The following is a 17,656-nucleotide window of genomic DNA, read 5'->3' as shown; positions in this document are numbered from 1 at the left end:
GCAGGCGTCAGCGCTGCAGACGCCGCGCCAGCAGCCCGGCCAGTGCCAGGCCGGTGATGGCACAGGCACCGGTGAACAGCCAGGTCCAGTGCCAGCCGCCGACCCGCGCCGCCAGCGCCGCCACCAGCGGCGGGCCGAGGAACTGGCCCGCGGCCGACCACTGCTGCATCCAGCCCACCGTCGTGCCCAGCGTATCCTCGCCCGGCGCGACGCGCACGGCCAGCGCGAACAGCGTGCCCGGAATCAGCCCGCCCATGCCGGAGAACAGCAGCACCGCCAGGTAGCGCAGCGATGCCGGCAGTCCTGCGCCGGCCGCGCCGGCAAAGGTGGCCACCGCGGCCAGGCCCATCACCGCAAAGCCGGTGGCGAGCAGGCGCTGCGGCCGCACGCCGCGCTGCAGCAGCTGGCCCGAGCTGATGTTGCCGGCGATGTTCACCGCCGCGGCCAGCGCGGTCAGCGCACCGATCGCACCGGCCGGCACGCCGGCCTGCGCATAGATGGTCGGCAGGAAACCGATCACCGCCAGCCACTGCCCCGAATAGACCGCAAAGCCCAGTGCCACCAGCCAGGGCCCCGCGGCGGTGACGGTGCGGCGCAGCCGCGAGGTCCAGCGCGCCGTGCTGACCACCGTGGCCGGTGCCGGCAGGCGCGGCAGCTCTGGCACGGCGCGGGCCAGCCACAGCGCCATCGCCGCCGTCAGGAGGCCGAGCACCAGCCACCAGGCCCGCCAGCCCAGCGCGCCGATGCACAGCGGGCCGAACAGCAGCGCGGCAGCGGTGGCCGCCGGCATATAGCCGCCCCACATGCCCAGCATCGCGCTGGCGCGGCCCGGCGGCGCGAGCCGGCGCACCAACCCCGGCGCCGGCAACACGACGAGCAGGAAGCCGAAGCCTTCGAGCGCGCGCAGCACCATCATCAGCAGCACATGGCTGGCGGCCGCCCCGGCTGTGCTGGCAGCGGCCAGCACGGCGAGCCCGATGAGCATGCTGCGCCGCGAGCCCAGCGCGTCGGCCACGCTGCCGAAAGCCAGGCCCAGGCTCATGCCGGCCAGCTGCACCAGCGACAGCAGAAAGCCCGCCTGCAGCAGGCTCATGCCCAGCGCCTCGACCAGCACGGTGACGGCCGGCGCCAGCTTGCCCACATGCAGGGCCGCGCAGACGCCGGCCAGCATCACCAGCAGCGCGGCGCGCAGCTGGCCATTGGCGTCTGTCTCGATCGGTGCGGGGGAGGCCTGGCGTGTTGCGCTCATCGTGGGCGCAGTATCGCCGCCGACCGGGGCGACACGGCGCCGACGGCGCCTTGCTGTTCAGCCAGTGCGGCCGCCAGATTCCTCGCTCATCGCATCGGCGCGGCGCACGACGCGAATCCAGAACCAGGTTTCCAGCACTGCACCCGCCCCGAGCAGCAGCGCCGCCCCGTAGACAAAGCCCAGCCCGTAGGCGAACCCGGCCAGCAAGAGCAGCGCCACGGTCAAGGCACGGGTGTGCTTCGTCATGATGAGGTCTCCCTGCAATGGTGGGGCTGCGCAGCGCACTTCGCCGCAAAGTCCGGCAGCATACTAACCCTGAAACGACGCAGCTGCGGGCTGCGGGTCCTCCCCCTGTGGAGGGATGCCGAGACAGGCGATGATTAGGCACGAACCAGCGCCTGTGCCCGCCCCGTGGGCACAGCACCGACCCGACCAAGACCATGTTGAGTTCCCTGCGCAAACTCCTGGGCCGTGAGCCTGCGGCGGCGACAAGCCGCCCGCCTGCGCTGACGGCCCAAGCCCCGACGCCCCCCGCCGCAGAGGCTTCGCGGCCGCCCCACGCCGCTGAGCCGGCGCTGGACCTTCGCTTCAGCGGCTGGCTGCTGGCGCTGGAGCCTCGCGAGGCGGCAGCGCCCAGCGCGGCCGAGCAGCAGGTGCTGACGCATCTGGCTGCACTGACCACCGCCGGCCGCGACGCTGCACTGGTGCCGCGCCTTCCGGCGGCGCTGCCCCGCCTGCTCTCGCTGGTGCGCCGCCCGGACGCCTCCGTGCGCGAGCTGGCCAGCCACCTGTCCGGCGACCAGGCCATGGTCGGCGAGGTGGTGCGCCTGGCCAATTCGCCGCGCTATCGCCCCTCACGGGAGATTCGCAGCCTCGAGGAGGCGGTGCAGCTGCTCGGCCAGATCGGGCTGGAGCAGCTGGTCAGCCGCGTGATGCTCAGCCCGGTGTTCAGCGCCCGCCAGGGCCGGTTCGGCCGCCAGGCCAATATGAGGCTGTGGGATCTGGCGGACCGCTGCGCGCATGGCTGTGCCTTCCTGCGCCAGCCGCATGGCGACGGCTTCGACGCCTACCTGGCCGGCATGGCAGCGCAGACGGGCTGGCTCGTCAGCCTGCGCGCGCTGGACCGGCACTATGCCGATGCGGCGGCGCCGGACTCGCTGCCCTTTCACCAAGGGCTGGCGGCGCTGAGCGCGCGCCTGGCCCTGCGCATCGCGCAGAACTGGGACTTCCCGGTGGCAGCCATCGCCGCGCTGGACGTGCATGCACGCCAGTTGCCGGCGGCACCCGACAGCCTGGCTCATGCGCTGGTGCTCGCCGATCGCAATGCCAAGCGCCAGCTGCTGGGCCTGCCGCCCGAGCCGCGCCAGGCCATCGAGCAGGCCGAGAGCCCGGCCGAGCGCTCGCTGATCGCCGAGCTCTACCAGCTCTTCGGCAGCAAGGCGGCGGTCTGAGCCGCGCCGGCCTTCATCTCGTTGCTCGTCTCAGGGTTCAGCCCGCCGCGGCCACCGCGCGCTCCAGCGCGTCGACGAACATCTTGGCCACGTCGAAGCCGCTCTGATTCGTGATTTCCTGGAAGCCGGTCGGGCTGGTGACGTTGATCTCGGTGAGGCTGTCTCCGATCACGTCCAGGCCCACCAGCAGCAGGCCGCGCGCGGCCAGGATCGGGCCCAGCGTCGTCGCGATCTCGCGGTCGCGCGCGCTGATCGCCTGGGCCACGCCCTTGCCGCCGGCGGCCAGGTTGCCGCGGATCTCGCTGCCCTGCGGAATGCGCGCCAGGCAGAAGGGCACGACCTCGCCGCCGATCAGCAGCACGCGCTTGTCACCGTCCTTGATGGCCGGCAGGTAGCGCTGCACCATCACCGTCTCGGCGCCGCCCTTGTTCAGCGTCTCGATGATGGAGCCCAGGTTCAGGCCATCGGGGCCGACGCGGAAGATGCCCATGCCGCCCATGCCGTCGAGCGGCTTGAGGATGATGTCCTGGTGCTCGGCATGGAAGGCGCGGATCGCCGCGTCGCTGCGCGTCACCAGCGTCGGGCCGATGAACTGCGGAAACTCCAGGATCGCCAGCTTCTCGGGATGGTCGCGCAGCGCCGCGGGCTTGTTGAACACCTTGGCGCCTTCGCGCTCGGCCTGGCCGAGCAGGTGCGTGGCGTAGAAGTACTCGCTGTCGAACGGCGGGTCCTTGCGCATCACGACGGCATCGGTCTCCACCAGCGCCAGCTCGGCGGTAGCGACCACCTCGAACCAGGCCTTGGCATCGCCGGTCAGCGTGATCGCCCGCGCGCCGCGCGCCACCACGCGGCCGCCGGAGCGCCACACCAGGTCCAGCGGCTCGCAGGCCCAGAGCTCGTGGCCGCGCCGGGCCGCCTCGCGCATCATCGCGAAGGTGGTGTCCTTGTAGGTCTTGAAGCTCTCCAGCGGATCGGCGACGAACAGAAGTTTCATGACAGGCAATCTTTCGTTCAACGGGAACGGAAGTGTTGCACCAATAGCGCGATCGCGCCGGCGAGCACACCCCAGAAGGCCGAGCCTATGCCCAGCACCGTCAGGCCCGACAGCGTGACCAGGAAGGTCAGGATCGCCGCGTCGCGGTGCTTCTCGTCCTTCAGCGCGGTGGCCAGGCCGCCGGCGATGGTGCCGAGCAGCGCCAGGCCGGCCACCGCCGCGACCAGCTCGCGCGGGAAGGCCGTCAGCAGGCCCACCACCGCGCCGCCGGCCAGGCCGCTGGCGATGTAGAACACGCCGGCCGCGGCCGCGGCCATATAGCGCCGCGACGGGTCCTCGTGCGCCTCGCGGCCCATGCAGATCGCCGCGGTGATCGCCGCCAGATTGAAGGCATAGCCGCCGAAGGGCGCCAGCAACACGCTGGCAAGACCTGTCACCGTGATGCTGGGCGAGACTGGCACCTGGTAGCCCGAAGCGCGCTGCGCGGCGACGCCGGGCAGGTTCTGCGAGGCCATGGTGACGAGGAAGAGCGGCAGCCCGACGCCGACCAGCGCCGGCCAGCTGAACTGCGGCGTGGTCCACACCGGCTGCGCCCAGCCCCAGTCCACCGCGCTCAGCTGCAGCCGGCCCTGCAGCGCCGCCACCGCGATGCCGGCCAGCAGCACCAGCGGCACCGCATAGCGTGGCAGCCAGCGCTTGCCGAGCAGATAGGCCGCAGCCATGGCGAGCACCAGCGTCGGCGCGGTCTTGGCGGCGAGCACCGCATCCAGCCCGAAGCGCGTCAGCACGCCGGCCAGCAGCGCAGCGGCCAGCGCCATCGGGATGCGGTCCATCAGGCGCTCGAACCAGCGCGTCATGCCGAAGAGCAGGATCAGCGCGCCGCAGGCGATGAAGGCGGCGATGCCCTCGGCCATCGTGAGCCCGGAGCTCGCGGCGATCAGCGCCGCGCCAGGCGTGGACCAGGCGGTCAGCACCGGCTGGCGCGTCCACAGCGACAGGCCCAGGCTGGTCGCGCCCATGCCCAGGCCCAGCGCCCAGATCCAGGAACTGGTCTGCGCCGGCGTCGCGCCCAGGGCCTGCGCGGCCTGGAAGACGATGGCCACCGAACTGGTGAAGCCCACCAGCACGGCGACGAAACCGGCGACGAGGGCGGAGAGCGAAAGATCTTGCAGGCGCAGCGGCGGGCGGCTCATGGTGCGCGCAGCATAGCCGTCGGCACGCCGCTCAGAGCTCGACCTTGGAGCCCAGTTCGACAACGCGGTTGGTCGGCAGGTGCAGGAAGTCGGCCGCTGCGGCGGCGTTGCGGTGCATGCTGGCGAAGAGCTTCTCCCGCCACAGCGCCATGCCCGAACCGATGGTCGGGATCACGATGTCGCGCGACAGGAAGTAGCTGGTGTCCATCTCGTCGAGATGCACGCCGTTCTGCTCCAGCAGCTTCAGCGCCTCGGGCACGTCGGGCTCGTTCTTGAAGCCGAAATGCAGGCTGACCTGCCAGCACTCATTGCCCAGCGACTGCATTTCCACGCGCTTGTCGAAGCCGATCCACGGCACCTCGTGGTGCTTCACACTGACGAAGAGGTTCTGCTCGTGCAGCACCTTGTTGTGCTTGAGGTTGTGCAGCAGCGCATTGGGCGTGGAGCCCTGCTCGGCAGAGAGGAACACCGCCGTGCCGGCCACGCGCGTGGGCGGGCTGATGAACACCGCCTCGAGGAAGCTCTTCAGGTCGATCGCGTCCTCGCGCAGCTTGGCGCTGAGCAGCGAGCGGCCCTGCTTCCAGGTCAGCATCAGCGTGAACATGCCGATGCCGATCAGCAGCGGGAACCAGCCGCCGTGCGTCAGCTTGAGCAGGTTGGAGGCCAGGAAGGTGATGTCGATGAGGAAGAACAAGCCGGTCGCGGCAATGCACAGCGCCAGCGGGTACTTCCAGCCGTAGCGGATCACGAAGAAGGTCATCACCGTGGTGATGGTCATGTCGATGGTCACCGCCACGCCATAGGCGCCAGCCAGATTGCTGGACGAGCCGAAGAACACCACGGCCAGCACCACGAAGGCGAACAGGCCCCAGTTGATGAAGGGGATGTAGATCTGCCCGGTGTCGCGCACCGAGGTGTGCAGCACGCGCATGCGCGGCAGGATGCCCAGCTGGATCGCCTGCTTGGTGACCGAGAAGGCGGCAGTGATCAGCGCCTGCGAGGCGACGATGGCCGCCAGCGTGGCGAGCAGGAACAGCGGAATCTCCGCCCAGTTCGGCGCGAGCAGAAAGAAGGGGTTCTTGATCGCGTTGGGCTCGTCCAGCAGCATCGCGCCCTGGCCGAAGTAGTTCAGCACCAGCGCCGGCATGACCACGCCGTACCAAGCCAGGCGGATCGGCTTCTTGCCGAAATGGCCAAGGTCGGCATAGAGCGCCTCGCCACCGGTGACCACCAGCACCACCGCGCCCAGCGCGACGAAGGCGACCCAGCCGTAGCTGAGACAGAAATTCAGCGCATAGAGCGGATTGACCGCCACCAGCACATGCGGATTGGCGACGATGTGCGGAATGCCCAGCAGGGCCAGCGAGCTGAACCAGAGCAGCATCACCGGGCCGAAGGCCTTGCCGATGCCACCGGTGCCGAAGCGCTGCACCGCGAACAGCCCGGCCAGCACCAGCAGCGTCAGCGGCATGATGGTGGCGTGGTACTGCGGCGCATAGACATCGATGCCCTCCACCGCGCCAAGCACCGTCATCGCCGGCGTGATCACCGCGTCGCCGAAGAAGATCGCCGTGCCGAACAGGCCCACGGCCATCAGCACGCTGCGCAGCCGCGGCTTGTCGTTCACCGCGTTGGTGGCCAGCGCCAGCATCGCGATCAGGCCGCCTTCGCCGTTGTTGTCGGCGCGCAGGATCAGCAGCACGTACTTGATCGAGACGATCACCGTCATCGTCCAGAACAGCAGCGACAGCACGCCCAGAATGTTGTCGTGGTTCACTGCGACGTGCCCGCCGTGGAACACCTCCTTGAGCGCATACAGCGGACTGGTGCCGATGTCGCCATAAACGACGCCCAGAGCACCGAGGGTCATGCCCGCCAGCGCGGTGGGGCTGCGTTGCGAAGTCGAGGAACTCACGAAAGAGGAAGCGGCCCGAGCGGGTCGCGGCTGATCCAAAGCGCTATTTTGACGCCGGCTTTGTGCAGTGCGTCAATCCGCCGCGCGACACCCCGGATGCACGGGGCTTGACAAGGCCTGTCGCTTGCGGCGCGGACGCCGCCGGCTCATTCGTAGACTTCGGCCTCGGGATCGGTGGCCTCCAGCTCGTAGCTGGCGGCCAGCATGGCCAGGCGACCGATGACGCCGTACATATAGAAGCGGTTCGGCGCGCTCGCCCCCGGGCGCTCGCCGGGGCGCGGCAGCTGGGTGGACTCGGCAAAGGCCAGCGGCACGAAGCTGGCGCCCGGCGCGTTGAGGTTCTCGTCGGCGCCGCGCTCGGCATGCACGCGGTAGAAGCCGCCGACCACATAGCGGTCCATCATGTAGACCACCGGCTCGGCCACGGCTTCGTTGACCTGCTCGTGGGTGACCACGCCTTCCTGCACCACCACTTCGCTGACGCTCTGCCCGTCCTTGATGACGCTCATCTTGTTGCGCGTGCGGCGGTTCAGCTCGTCGAGTTCCTTGGCGTCGCGCACCGTCATGATGCCCATGCCGTAGGTGCCGGCGTCGGGCTTGACGATGACGAAGGGCTTCTCGTTGATGCCGTATTCCTTGTACTTGCGCCGGACCTTGCCGAGCAGCGCATCGACCTGGGTCTGCAAGGCCTCCACGCCCTGCCCCTCGGCGAAGTCCAGCCCGCCCACCGGCACCGTCATCGGATTGATCAGCCAGGGATCCATGCCCAGCAGCTTGGCGAACTTCTTCGCCACATCCTCGTAGGACTTGAAGTGGCGGCTCTTGCGTCGCACTGACCAGCCGGCGTGCAGCGGCGGCAGCAGGTACTGCTCGTGCAAGCCCTGCAGCACGTCGGGGATGCCGGCGGAGAGATCGTTGTTGAGCAGGATGGTGCAAGGATCGAAGTCCTTCAGGCCCAGCCGGCCGCGCGTGCGCACCAGCGGCTCGATGGTCAGCGAGCTGCCGTCGGCCAGGCGCAATGCAGTCGGCTCGGTGACGCCCGCATCCAGCGAGCCCAGGCGCACGTTCAGGCCCGCCTGCGTGAAGATGCGCATCAGCGTGGCGATATTGCTGAGGTAGAAGCTGTTGCGCGTGTGGTTCTCGGGGATCAGCAGCAGGTTCTTGGCTTCGGGACAGATCTTCTCGATCGCCGCCATCGCTGCCTGCACGGCCAGCGGCAGCATCTCGTTGGTGAGGTTGTTGAAGCCGCCGGGGAAGAGATTGGTGTCCACCGGCGCCAGCTTGAAGCCGGCGTTGCGCAGGTCCACCGAGCTGTAGAAGGGCGGCGTGTGCTCCATCCATTCCAGGCGGAACCAGCGCTCGATGGCCGGCATCGATTCAAGGATGCGCTGTTCCAGCTCGTTGATCGGACCGGTCAGAGCGGTAATGAGGTGTGGGACCATGGGCCTGCCTGGGTTGAGGGGCGCGCACCGGGCGCCGGCGATCGGATGGGGCAAACGATTCTAGAAGCTGATGCAGATGGGGTCGGCGGTGCCAAGGACAAGATCCGCGCCGGGCGAGCAGCGCACGGCTGGCGAATGGCGCGCGCAGCACGCCAAATCGACGACAGTGCACGAATTTGCGTCGGTGCTGGCGCTGCAAGTCGCGGCGCTGCGGCTATGCTCGACGTTGGAATCGCCCGCAGTCGAGGCAAGAAGCGCATGGAGCAGACCCGCATACTGATCGTCGAGGACCAGGCCGACATTCGACGGCTGATCCGCTGGGCGCTGGAGGACAGCGACTACATGCTGCACGAGGCCGCCAGCGGCGAGCTGGCGCTGCAGCTGCTGCCGGTGCTGACACCCGATCTCGTGCTGCTGGACGTGATGATGCCCGGCAGCGCCGACGGCTACGAGGTCTGCCGTCAGATCCGCGCCAACCCCGCCCTGACGAAGACGCGCGTGATGATGCTCACCGCCCAGGCGCGCAGCAGCGACCAGGACAAGGCGATCGCCGCCGGCGCGGATGCCTTCCTCGCCAAGCCCTTCAGCCCGGCCAAGCTGATCGAGCTGGTGGAAGAACTGCTCGGCAAGGCCCGCTGAGGGCGGCCGCAGCGCGGCGCGCTGCCGGCCCAGCAAAGCGAACGAACACAGCAACGAAAAGGGCCGCCCCGAGGGGCGGCCCTTGCGCTTGCACACGACCCGCGCCGAAGCGCGGACCGCGGCCGGCGGCATCACTTGTGGTAGGCGGTCTCGCCGTGCGAAGTGATGTCCAGACCCTCGCGCTCTTCCTCTTCGCTGACGCGCAGACCGATCACCAGGTCGACCACCTTGAAGGCGATCACCGAGACCACGCCCGACCAGACGATGGTCACGAGAACGGCCTTGGCCTGGGTCCAGACCTGGGTGGCGATCGAGTAGGCGTCCGGGGCGATCATCGCCACCGTGACCCAATCGCCGACGGCGCTAGGGCCGCCCAGGCTGGGCGAGTTGAACACCCCGGTCAGCAGCGCACCGACGATGCCGCCGACGCCATGCACGCCGAACACGTCGAGCGAGTCGTCCGCGCCGAGCATCTTCTTCAGGCCGCTGACACCCCACAGGCAGGCGAAGCCGGCAACGAAGCCGATGATCAGCGCGCCGCCGATGCCGACGTTGCCGGCAGCAGGCGTGATGGCGACCAGACCGGCCACGGCGCCCGAGGCGGCACCCAGCATCGAGGCCTTGCCCTTGAGCAGCGCCTCACCGATGCACCAGGCCAGCACGGCAGCAGCGGTGGCAGCGAAGGTGTTGGCGAAGGCCAGCGCGGCAAAGCCGTTGGCTTCCAGTGCGGAACCGGCGTTGAAGCCGAACCAGCCCACCCATAGCAGCGAGGCACCGACCATCGTCAGCGTCAGGCTGTGCGGCGTGAAGGCTTCCTTGCCGTAGCCGATGCGCTTGCCGACCATGTAGGCGCCGACCAGACCGGCGACAGCCGCGTTGATGTGCACCACGGTACCGCCGGCGAAGTCCAGCGCGCCCATCTGCCAGATGAAGCCGGCCTTGCCGTTCATCTCATCGACGACACCCGCAGCACTGTAGGCATCCGGACCCATCCAGAACCACACCATGTGCGCCACCGGGATGTAGCTGAAGGTGAACCAGATGGCCAGGAACAGCAGCACGGCGCCGAACTTCATGCGCTCGGCAAAGGCGCCGATGATCAGCGCGGCGGTGATGCCGGCGAAGGTGGCCTGGAAGGCGGCGAAGACGATCTCGGGGATCACCACGCCCTTGCTGAAGGTGGCAGCGTTGGCGAAGGTGCCGGCGACGTTGTCCCAGACGCCCTTCATCATCACGCGATCGAAGCCGCCGATGAAGGCATTGCCCTCGGTGAAGGCCAGGCTGTAGCCGTAGATGAACCACAGCACGACGATCAGCGAGAAGCCGACCATCACCTGCATCAGCACGGACAGCATGTTCTTGCTACGCACCAGGCCGCCGTAGAACAGCGCGAGGCCGGGCACGGTCATCAGGATGACCAGCAGCGTGGCCACCATCATCCAGGCGGTGTCGCCCTTGTTGGGCGTGGGGGCCGCAGCGGCAGCGGCATCGGCCGCAGGGGCGGATGCAGCAGCAGCGGCATCGGCCGCAGCAGCGACGACGGCCGAGGCGGCCTCGGCGGCCGCCGGTGCGGACGCCGCGGCATCCTGCGCCCAGGCCGCCGGCGCGGCGGCCAGCAGCGCCAGGGCCAGACTGGCTAGAAGTTTCTTCATGGGGGATCTCCGGGAAAGTCTGTGATCTCTAGACGATGAGGGCGGGGCTCAGAGGGCGTCCTGGCCGGTCTCGCCGGTCCGGATGCGCACCACCTGGTCCAGCGGCGAGACGAAGATCTTGCCGTCGCCGATCTTGCCGGTGCGGGCGGCCTTCTCGATGGCTTCGATGACCTGATCGACCACCGCATCGGCCACGGCGGCCTCGACCTTCACCTTGGGCAGGAAGTCAACAACGTACTCCGCGCCGCGGTACAGCTCGGTATGGCCCTTCTGACGGCCGAAGCCCTTGACCTCGGTGACAGTCAGTCCCTGCACGCCGATGGCGCTGAGGGCTTCGCGCACCTCGTCGAGCTTGAAGGGCTTGATGACGGCGGTGATCAGTTTCATGACGCTCTCTCCTCGTGTCGAAAATCAGAAGGTCTTCTTGACCGTCAGCAGCACGCCGGCCTTGCCAAGGTCCTTGGCGTTCGGGCCGACATAGGCATCGGTGTTGGTATCGACCACGCCCAGGCCGAACAGGAAGCCGCCGAAGTCCTTGTTCACCGTCAGCGAGTAATCGGTGTAGGAGAAGCTGCCGTTGTTCTTCACCTTCTGGTGGCCGACGTGCGGGGTCAGCGTGTAGCCATCACCCAGATCGAAGGTGGCGGAGATGTCCAGATAGCCACTGCCCTTGCTGTCGGCGAAGCCGAACAGGTTGGACGTGCTGTGCGAATACTTGGCGGTGACCGGGCCGTAGCTCAGTGCGGCGTACAGCTCGGTGGTGTTGGCGCTGACCGCCAGCTTGTTGCTCGGGTACTGATAGGTCAGCACGCCCACGTCCAGGGTCAGGCCCGAGGCGATCTCGGTCTTGTAGCCGCCATAGACGTCGATCTCGACGTTGGCATCGCCACCCGAATCCTTGATCCACTTGATGGTCGAGCCCCAGGTGCCGATGTAGAAGCCGCTGGCATGCGCGTAGTCGGCGCCGAACTGGACGGCCGGCTTCAGGCGGGTCTGCGAGATGCCGCGGTAGCGATAGTCCGTCGTCAGACCCACATTGAAGGACAGCGGATCGGCGGCAGCCTCCTGGGCGTGAGCCGGCAGGGCCGTGAGAGCGAGCGAACCAGCAAGCGCAGCAAGAATGGTCTTCATGATCGAGGGACTCCTCAGTTGGATTGATGGGGGAAACAGGTAACGCTCCCCCTTCTTTGCAGCTTCCGTGCCAGCATGGGACAGGCGCAAACTGAGGGGCCCGAGGGCCAGCACGCCCTGGGGAAACCACAAATCGCACCACGGACGAGCAGCCAGGGTGATGCCCGCTCCTGGTGCGCGCCCCATGATGGTGCAAGTCAGTGCGCTTACAGGCAAGCCAAGCTGCAGATGGAGCGGAGCGGTCATGTCACTCGCCTTGGTTCACAGCCGTACCCTCGATGGTCTGCAGGCCGCCCCGGTGCAGGTCGAAGTGCACCTGAGCAACGGGCTGCCCGCCTTCAGCCTGGTCGGCTTGGCCGACACCGAAGTCAAGGAGGCCCGCGAGCGCGTGCGCGCCGCGCTGATCAGCAGCGGACTGAGCTTCCCTCACAACAAACGCATCACCGTCAACCTCGCGCCAGCCGACCTGCCCAAGGAAGGCGGCCGCTTCGACCTGCCCATCGCGTTGGGCATCCTGGCTGCCAGCGGGCAGATCGATGCACAGCGGCTGGACGGACTGGAGTGCGCCGGCGAGCTCTCGCTGGCCGGCGAGCTGCGGCCGGTGCGCGGGGCGCTGGCCTTGAGCCTGGCCTTGCGCCACGAGGGCTCGCCCCGGCAACTGCTGCTGCCGCGCGCGTCGGCGGCCGAAGCAGCCCTGCTGCGCCAGGTCAGCGTGCTCACCGCCGATCACCTGCTGGACATCGTTGCCGCTCTGGCTCCTGGCAGCGAGCAGGCGCTCACATCAGTCACTGCACCGGCGGCACGGACGAGCGTCAATGCCGCTGATCTGGCCGACATCAAGGGGCAGGCCGGCCCGAAGCGGGCGCTCGAGATCGCCGCTGCCGGCGGTCTGAGCCTGCTGCTGGTCGGACCGCCCGGCAGCGGCAAGTCCATGCTGGCCCAGCGCCTGCCCGGGCTGCTGCCGCCCTTGAGCGAGGAAGAGGCGCTGGAGTCCGCCGCGATGCTCAGCCTGGCCGGGCAGTTCGAACCCGGCCGCTGGCGCCAGCGGGTGCTGCGTGCACCGCACCACAGCGCCTCCAGTGTGGCCCTGGTCGGCGGTGGCTCGCCGCCGCGCCCCGGCGAGATCTCGCTGGCCCAGCATGGCGTGCTCTTCCTCGACGAGCTGCCCGAGTTCCCGCGTTCCGCGCTGGAAGCATTGCGCGAGCCGCTGGAGACCGGGCGCATCCTGATCTCGCGCGCCGCACGCAGCTGCGAGTTCCCGGCGCGCTTCCAGTTCGTCGCGGCAATGAATCCCTGCCCCTGCGGCCAGCTGGGCAATCCGCTTCGCGCCTGCCGCTGCACGCCCGACCAGGTGGCCCGCTACCAGGGGCGACTCAGCGGCCCGCTGCTGGACCGCATCGATCTGCTGGTCGAGGTGCCGGTGCAGCCTGCCGAAGCGCTGGCAGGACCGGCCGATGGGGAATCGAGCGCGACGGTGGCCGAACGCGTCGCGCGGGCGCGCTCGCTGGCGCTGCAGCGCCAGCGATGCACCAATGCGCAACTCGGCGTGCGCCAACTCGATGCATACGCGGCCGCCGAGCCGGCGGCGCTGAGCCTGCTGCAGCAAGCCGTCGCCCGGCTGGGCTGGTCAGGTCGCAGCTATCACCGCGTGCTGCGCGTGGCGCGCACCATTGCCGACCTGGACTGCAGCGCGAACATTTCCGCACCGCATATCGCCGAAGCGCTGCAGCTGCGCCGCGGTCTGCCGGGTCTCGGTCCTTGACCGTGGCGGCGCTCAGCGCCGGGCCACCAGGTCGAGCCCCTTCACCGCAAGGCGATCCACCTCGCCGGAGATGCCTGACAGCGTGCCGGCCACGACACCGAACTCGCGCCCGGCGTCACCGGCGCGAGCAGCGATCACCTGGGCATTGAAGGAGACGATCTTGGCCTGCTTGGCCACCTGCTGGATGTCGGTGACGATGCCTTTGAGCTCGCTCATCATGCGCTGCTCGCGCCGCGTGGTGATCTCGTCGAACACGGTGGTGGCGATGTTCAGCGCCTTGAGCACCTCGTCGAGCCCGTCGTAGACCTCGTCGATGCGGCCGCGCCGCTCGGCCGGCAGGCGCAGCGTCGCCAGCGCGCGCTCGCAGCGCTGCACGAAGCCCTGCACCACCTCGCCGACGCGCTGGCGCCTGTACACATCCTCGACCTTCTGCGCCTCGTCCTGCGAGCCCGTGCGACCGAACTCGACCAGCTTGGCGTGGCTGCTGGTGAACAGCTTCAGCGACTCCTCGGCCGCCTGCAGCTGGCCGGGCACGCCGCGCTCGGCGAGCAGGATCTGCAGGGCCAGGCGCTGCGACAGCATGCGCTGACGCGCCGCCATGTTCACGGTGGACATCGGGCTGGCGACGGCGGCCGTCCCTGTCGGCGTAGTCGGTCTGGGCAGCATGGTCTTGACTCGGGTGCGCGCCACATCGGCACGCACCGATCCATGCAAACCCTATGCCTGAAGCGCAGACGGCCCGCAGGCGCCCCCCATCGGTGTGAACTATTCAGCGCCGTTCAAGCCGGCCGCCGTCCTTCTGCACAACGATGTCGCCGCTGCGCAGCTGCGGATCGCTGCGCAGCTCCTGCTTCTGGCTGTGGCCCTGCTTGTCGACCAAGCTGACCACCCAGACGCGATAGGACTTGCTGCGCTTCTCGACTTCGTGACCCGCATAACCACCAGCCACCGCGCCGCCCACGGTGGCGAGCTTCTTGCCGGTGCCGCCGCCGACCTGGTTGCCGAGCAGGCCGCCGATCACCGCGCCGCCGACCGCGCCCAGTCCGCTGCCTTCGCCCTTGTGCTCGTAGCTCGTCACCTCGGCCACCCAGAAGCACTCGGCGCAGAGCTTGGCGAGCTGCTTGGCGCTGGGCTGCGACGCCGCCGCCTCCGGCTGGGCCTGAATGGCCGTGACGCCGACGCTGAGCGCGGCGGCGGCAAGAACGGTCTTGAGGATGCTGGGGCTGGACAGGCGATGCGTCATGGCGGCCTCCTGGGGGGCGATGGCTCCTACGTCCCGGCAGCATGCCACGCGAACAGCGATCGGCGCCAGTGATGCCGATCAAGCTGTGAGCAGCCGTTACGTGGCCGTCATTCAGCCATTCGGCTGGTATCGCCGTCCGGCCTTCGCCAGCCACAGGCTCCTTCCGGACCCTGTGCGCGGGCTCAGCCCAGCAGCGGCGCGAGCGCGCGCTGTGCCGCCGCTTCGTCCAGCGCCATGCGCTGCGCCCAGTCCTTCAGCTGGTCCTCGCCGATGCGGCCGACGTTGAAGTAGGCCGCGTCCGGATGCGCGAAGTAGAAGCCGCTGACGCTGGCCGCCGGCGTCATCGCCATGCTGTCGGTCAGGCCCATGCCGATCTCCTCGGGCGAGAGCGTGCGGAACAGCTCGCGCTTGACCAAGTGATCCGGGCAGGCCGGATAGCCGGGCGCCGGGCGGATGCCGCGGTACTTCTCGGCGATCAGCTCTTCGTTGGACAGCGCCTCGTCGGGCGCATAGCCCCAGAACTCGCTGCGCACGCGCTGGTGCAGGCGCTCGGCGAAGGCCTCGGCCAAGCGGTCGGCCAGGGCCTTGAGCATGATGGCCGAGTAGTCGTCGTGGTCGGCGAGGAACTGCGCCTCCTTCTTGTCCACGCCGATGCCGGCGGTGACGGCGAAGAGGCCGATGTAGTCCGGCACCGTGCCCTTCGGCGCGATGAAGTCGGCCAGGCAGCGGTTGGGTCGCTTCACGCCATCGACCACCGGACGCTCGCTTTGCATGCGCAGGCCGCGCCAGGTCATCAGCACCTCGCTGTGGCTCTCGTCGCGGTAGATCTCGATGTCGTCGTCACCCACCTGCGCGGCAGGGAACAGGCCGAACACGCCGTTGGCCGTCAGCCAGCGGCCGTCGATGAGGCGCTGCAGCATGCGCTTGCCATCGCTGAACACGCGTTGCGCCTCGGCGCCGACGATCTCGTCCTTCAGGATCGCCGGGAAAGGACCGGCCAGATCCCAGGTCTGGAAGAACGGCGCCCAGTCGATGCACTGCGCCAACTCGGCAAGGTCGTAGTTCTTGATCACGCGGCGGCCGATGAACTTCGGCACCGGCGGCTGGTAGTGCGCCCAGTCGAGCTGCGCCTTGTTGGCGCGCGCCTGCGCCAGCGTCACCAGCGGCGTCTGCTTCTTGTTGGCATGCAGCTCGCGCACCTTGTCGTAGTCGGACTTGAGCTCGGCGATGAAGGCCGCAGCACGCTCGTCGGAGAGCAGCTCGGTGCACACGCCCACCGAGCGCGAAGCATCGGGCACATAGACCACCGGGCCTTCGTAGTGCGGGCTGATCTTCACCGCGGTGTGCACGCGGCTGGTGGTCGCGCCGCCGATCAGCAGCGGGATCTTCTTCATGCGGAAGTACTCGTCGCGCTGCATCTCGGCGGCGACATGCTGCATCTCTTCCAGGCTTGGCGTGATCAGGCCCGACAGGCCGATGATGTCGGCGCCTTCCACCTTGGCCTTGGCGAGGATGTCCTGGCAAGGGACCATCACGCCCATGTTCACCACCTCGTAGTTGTTGCACTGCAGGACCACGGTGACGATGTTCTTGCCGATGTCGTGCACATCGCCCTTGACGGTGGCGATGACGATCTTGCCCTTCGGCCTGACATCGCCGCCGGCGGCCTCGAGTTGGCGCTTCTCTTCCTCGATGTAGGGAATCAGCTTGGCCACCGCCTGCTTCATCACGCGGGCGCTCTTCACCACCTGGGGCAGGAACATCTTGCCCTGGCCGAACAGGTCGCCGACCACGTTCATGCCCGCCATCAGCGGGCCTTCGATCACATGCAGCGGCCGGCCGCCCTTGGCCTGCACCGCCTGCCAGCATTCCTCGGTGTCGGCATCGATGAACTCGGTGATGCCATGCACCAGCGCGTGCGAGAGGCGCTCCTCGACCGTGCCGGCGCGCCAGGCCAGGCGCGCGCTGTCGTCCTTGGCCGCGCCCTTGGCACGCTCGGCCACCTCGATCAGGCGCTCGGCCGCATCCTTGCGGCGATTCAGCACCACGTCCTCGACGCGTTCGCGCAGCTCGGCATCCAGCTCGTCGTAGACGCCGATCATGCCGGCGTTGACGATGCCCATGTCCAGGCCCGCCTTGATCGCGTGATAGAGGAACACCGTGTGGATGGCTTCGCGCACCGGGTCGTTGCCGCGGAAGCTGAAGGACACGTTGGACACGCCGCCACTCACCTTGGCGCCGGGCAGGTTCTGCTTGATCCAGCGCGTCGCCTCGATGAAGTCGACTGCGTAGTTGTCATGCTCCTCGATGCCGGTGGCGATCGCGAAGATGTTGGGGTCGAAGATGATGTCCTCGGGCGGGAAGCCGATCTCCTCGACCAAGATCTTGTAGGCGCGCGCGCAGATCTCGATCTTGCGCTCGAAGGTATCGGCCTGGCCGGTCTCGTCGAAGGCCATTACCACCGCGGCGGCGCCATAGCGACGCACCAGCTTGGCCTGGCGGCGGAACTCGGCCTCGCCTTCCTTCAGCGAGATCGAATTGACGATGCCCTTGCCCTGGATGCACTTCAGGCCGGCCTCGATCACCTCCCACTTGGAGGAGTCGATCATGATGGGCACGCGCGCAATCTCGGGCTCGGACGCGATCAGGTTCAGGAATCGCACCATCGCGGCCTTGCTGTCCAGCATGGCCTCGTCCATATTGATGTCGATGATCTGCGCGCCGTTCTCGACCTGCTGGCGGGCGACGGCCAACGCCTCCTCGAACTGACCGTTGAGGATCAGCCGCGCGAAGGCCTTGGAGCCGGTGACATTGGTGCGCTCGCCGATGTTGACGAACAGGCTGCCCTCGCCGATCTGCACCGGCTCCAGGCCGGACAGCTTCATCGGCGGCGGGGTCTGCGTGGGGCTTGCGGTGGACGACATGGCGGCGGTCTCGGCAGGAAGATACAGACAGAGGCAGCCGCGCAACTCACCGCGGCCACTG

At 68.5% G+C, this 17,656-nt stretch carries 15 protein-coding genes; 3 read left to right on the top strand and 12 right to left on the bottom strand.

Features of this window, described 5'->3' with window-relative positions:
- Window positions 1–7: 7 nt before the first annotated feature.
- Window positions 8–1,249, bottom strand: coding sequence for an MFS transporter (locus AC2EBS_RS11360; protein WP_484728533.1), 1,242 nt, complete (start codon window positions 1,247–1,249; stop codon window positions 8–10).
- Window positions 1,250–1,306: 57 nt separating this feature from the next.
- Complete coding sequence (locus tag AC2EBS_RS11355) at window positions 1,307–1,495, bottom strand: hypothetical protein (RefSeq protein ID WP_484728532.1); 189 nt, start codon at window positions 1,493–1,495, stop codon at window positions 1,307–1,309.
- A 194-nt stretch (window positions 1,496–1,689) separates the two neighbouring features.
- On the opposite strand from AC2EBS_RS11355, the gene AC2EBS_RS11350 reads away from it, so the two are divergent.
- A complete protein-coding gene (locus AC2EBS_RS11350; protein WP_484728531.1) occupies window positions 1,690–2,700 on the top strand; it encodes an HDOD domain-containing protein in 1,011 nt (336 codons plus the stop codon).
- A gap of 37 nt (window positions 2,701–2,737) precedes the next feature.
- Here the strand turns inward: AC2EBS_RS11350 and gshB are convergent, their stop codons facing one another.
- The 4 genes from gshB to gshA form a co-directional block, all read right to left on the bottom strand.
- Complete coding sequence (gene gshB / locus AC2EBS_RS11345; protein WP_484728530.1) at window positions 2,738–3,694, bottom strand: glutathione synthase; 957 nt, start codon at window positions 3,692–3,694, stop codon at window positions 2,738–2,740.
- Window positions 3,695–3,711: 17 nt separating this feature from the next.
- Entirely contained in the window at window positions 3,712–4,887 is a 1,176-nt protein-coding gene (locus AC2EBS_RS11340; protein ID WP_484728529.1) for a benzoate/H(+) symporter BenE family transporter, read from the bottom strand.
- A 31-nt stretch (window positions 4,888–4,918) separates the two neighbouring features.
- On the bottom strand, window positions 4,919–6,757 hold the full coding sequence (locus tag AC2EBS_RS11335; RefSeq protein ID WP_484728528.1) for a potassium transporter Kup: 1,839 nt from the start codon (window positions 6,755–6,757) through the stop codon (window positions 4,919–4,921).
- Window positions 6,758–6,948: 191 nt separating this feature from the next.
- The gene (gene gshA, locus AC2EBS_RS11330) at window positions 6,949–8,244 is read right to left on the bottom strand and encodes a glutamate--cysteine ligase (RefSeq protein ID WP_484728527.1); all 1,296 of its coding nucleotides are present in this window, start codon (window positions 8,242–8,244) and stop codon (window positions 6,949–6,951) included.
- Between the two features lie 258 nt (window positions 8,245–8,502).
- On the opposite strand from gshA, the gene AC2EBS_RS11325 reads away from it, so the two are divergent.
- Entirely contained in the window at window positions 8,503–8,883 is a 381-nt protein-coding gene (locus AC2EBS_RS11325) for a response regulator transcription factor (RefSeq protein WP_484728526.1), read from the top strand.
- A gap of 131 nt (window positions 8,884–9,014) precedes the next feature.
- Here AC2EBS_RS11325 and amt read toward each other — a convergent pair whose 3' ends face one another.
- Genes amt through AC2EBS_RS11310 form a run of 3 tightly spaced genes read right to left on the bottom strand, consistent with a single transcriptional unit; the run spans window position 9,015 to window position 11,666 of the window.
- Window positions 9,015–10,535 carry an ammonium transporter gene (gene amt, locus AC2EBS_RS11320; protein ID WP_484728525.1) on the bottom strand — a complete coding sequence of 507 codons (1,521 nt, stop codon included), beginning with the start codon at window positions 10,533–10,535 and terminating at the stop codon, window positions 9,015–9,017.
- Window positions 10,536–10,583: 48 nt separating this feature from the next.
- Entirely contained in the window at window positions 10,584–10,922 is a 339-nt protein-coding gene (glnK, locus tag AC2EBS_RS11315; protein ID WP_484728524.1) for a P-II family nitrogen regulator, read from the bottom strand.
- 24 nt (window positions 10,923–10,946) lie between these two features.
- Window positions 10,947–11,666, bottom strand: coding sequence for a TorF family putative porin (locus AC2EBS_RS11310; protein ID WP_484728523.1), 720 nt, complete (start codon window positions 11,664–11,666; stop codon window positions 10,947–10,949).
- Window positions 11,667–11,910: 244 nt separating this feature from the next.
- Here AC2EBS_RS11310 and AC2EBS_RS11305 point away from each other — a divergent pair, with 244 nt between their 5' ends.
- On the top strand, window positions 11,911–13,428 hold the full coding sequence (locus AC2EBS_RS11305; RefSeq protein WP_484728522.1) for a YifB family Mg chelatase-like AAA ATPase: 1,518 nt from the start codon (window positions 11,911–11,913) through the stop codon (window positions 13,426–13,428).
- 12 nt (window positions 13,429–13,440) lie between these two features.
- On the opposite strand, the gene AC2EBS_RS11300 is transcribed toward AC2EBS_RS11305, so the two are convergent.
- The 3 genes from AC2EBS_RS11300 to metH form a co-directional block, all read right to left on the bottom strand.
- Window positions 13,441–14,094, bottom strand: a complete 654-nt coding sequence (locus AC2EBS_RS11300) for a methyl-accepting chemotaxis protein (protein WP_484728521.1) — start codon at window positions 14,092–14,094, stop codon at window positions 13,441–13,443.
- A 103-nt stretch (window positions 14,095–14,197) separates the two neighbouring features.
- Window positions 14,198–14,671, bottom strand: coding sequence for a glycine zipper 2TM domain-containing protein (locus tag AC2EBS_RS11295; protein ID WP_484728520.1), 474 nt, complete (start codon window positions 14,669–14,671; stop codon window positions 14,198–14,200).
- Between the two features lie 182 nt (window positions 14,672–14,853).
- Window positions 14,854–17,595: a methionine synthase gene (metH, locus tag AC2EBS_RS11290; RefSeq protein ID WP_484728519.1), complete on the bottom strand. Its 2,742-nt coding sequence runs from the start codon at window positions 17,593–17,595 to the stop codon at window positions 14,854–14,856.
- Between the last annotated feature and the right edge of the window lie 61 nt (window positions 17,596–17,656).

The sequence above is a fragment of the Roseateles sp. T103 genome (genome assembly GCF_057219915.1).
The sequence above is the reverse complement of the archived record's forward strand: the minus strand, read 5'-3'. Positions and strand labels throughout refer to the sequence as shown.

Bases quoted from the DNA above. Each gene is read 5' to 3' on its own strand.
- metH (WP_484728519.1), bottom strand. From the start codon at position 17,595: ATGTCGTCCACCGCAAGCCCCACGCAGACCCCGCCGCCGATGAAGCTG.
- AC2EBS_RS11310 (WP_484728523.1), bottom strand. From the start codon at position 11,666: ATGAAGACCATTCTTGCTGCGCTTGCTGGTTCGCTCGCTCTCACGGCC.
- AC2EBS_RS11340 (WP_484728529.1), bottom strand. From the start codon at position 4,887: ATGAGCCGCCCGCCGCTGCGCCTGCAAGATCTTTCGCTCTCCGCCCTC.
- AC2EBS_RS11350 (WP_484728531.1), top strand. From the start codon at position 1,690: ATGTTGAGTTCCCTGCGCAAACTCCTGGGCCGTGAGCCTGCGGCGGCG.
- gshA (WP_484728527.1), bottom strand. From the start codon at position 8,244: ATGGTCCCACACCTCATTACCGCTCTGACCGGTCCGATCAACGAGCTG.
- AC2EBS_RS11325 (WP_484728526.1), top strand. From the start codon at position 8,503: ATGGAGCAGACCCGCATACTGATCGTCGAGGACCAGGCCGACATTCGA.
- glnK (WP_484728524.1), bottom strand. From the start codon at position 10,922: ATGAAACTGATCACCGCCGTCATCAAGCCCTTCAAGCTCGACGAGGTG.
- AC2EBS_RS11300 (WP_484728521.1), bottom strand. From the start codon at position 14,094: ATGCTGCCCAGACCGACTACGCCGACAGGGACGGCCGCCGTCGCCAGC.
- AC2EBS_RS11355 (WP_484728532.1), bottom strand. From the start codon at position 1,495: ATGACGAAGCACACCCGTGCCTTGACCGTGGCGCTGCTCTTGCTGGCC.
- AC2EBS_RS11295 (WP_484728520.1), bottom strand. From the start codon at position 14,671: ATGACGCATCGCCTGTCCAGCCCCAGCATCCTCAAGACCGTTCTTGCC.
- AC2EBS_RS11305 (WP_484728522.1), top strand. From the start codon at position 11,911: ATGTCACTCGCCTTGGTTCACAGCCGTACCCTCGATGGTCTGCAGGCC.
- AC2EBS_RS11360 (WP_484728533.1), bottom strand. From the start codon at position 1,249: ATGAGCGCAACACGCCAGGCCTCCCCCGCACCGATCGAGACAGACGCC.
- AC2EBS_RS11335 (WP_484728528.1), bottom strand. From the start codon at position 6,757: ATGACCCTCGGTGCTCTGGGCGTCGTTTATGGCGACATCGGCACCAGT.
- gshB (WP_484728530.1), bottom strand. From the start codon at position 3,694: ATGAAACTTCTGTTCGTCGCCGATCCGCTGGAGAGCTTCAAGACCTAC.
- amt (WP_484728525.1), bottom strand. From the start codon at position 10,535: ATGAAGAAACTTCTAGCCAGTCTGGCCCTGGCGCTGCTGGCCGCCGCG.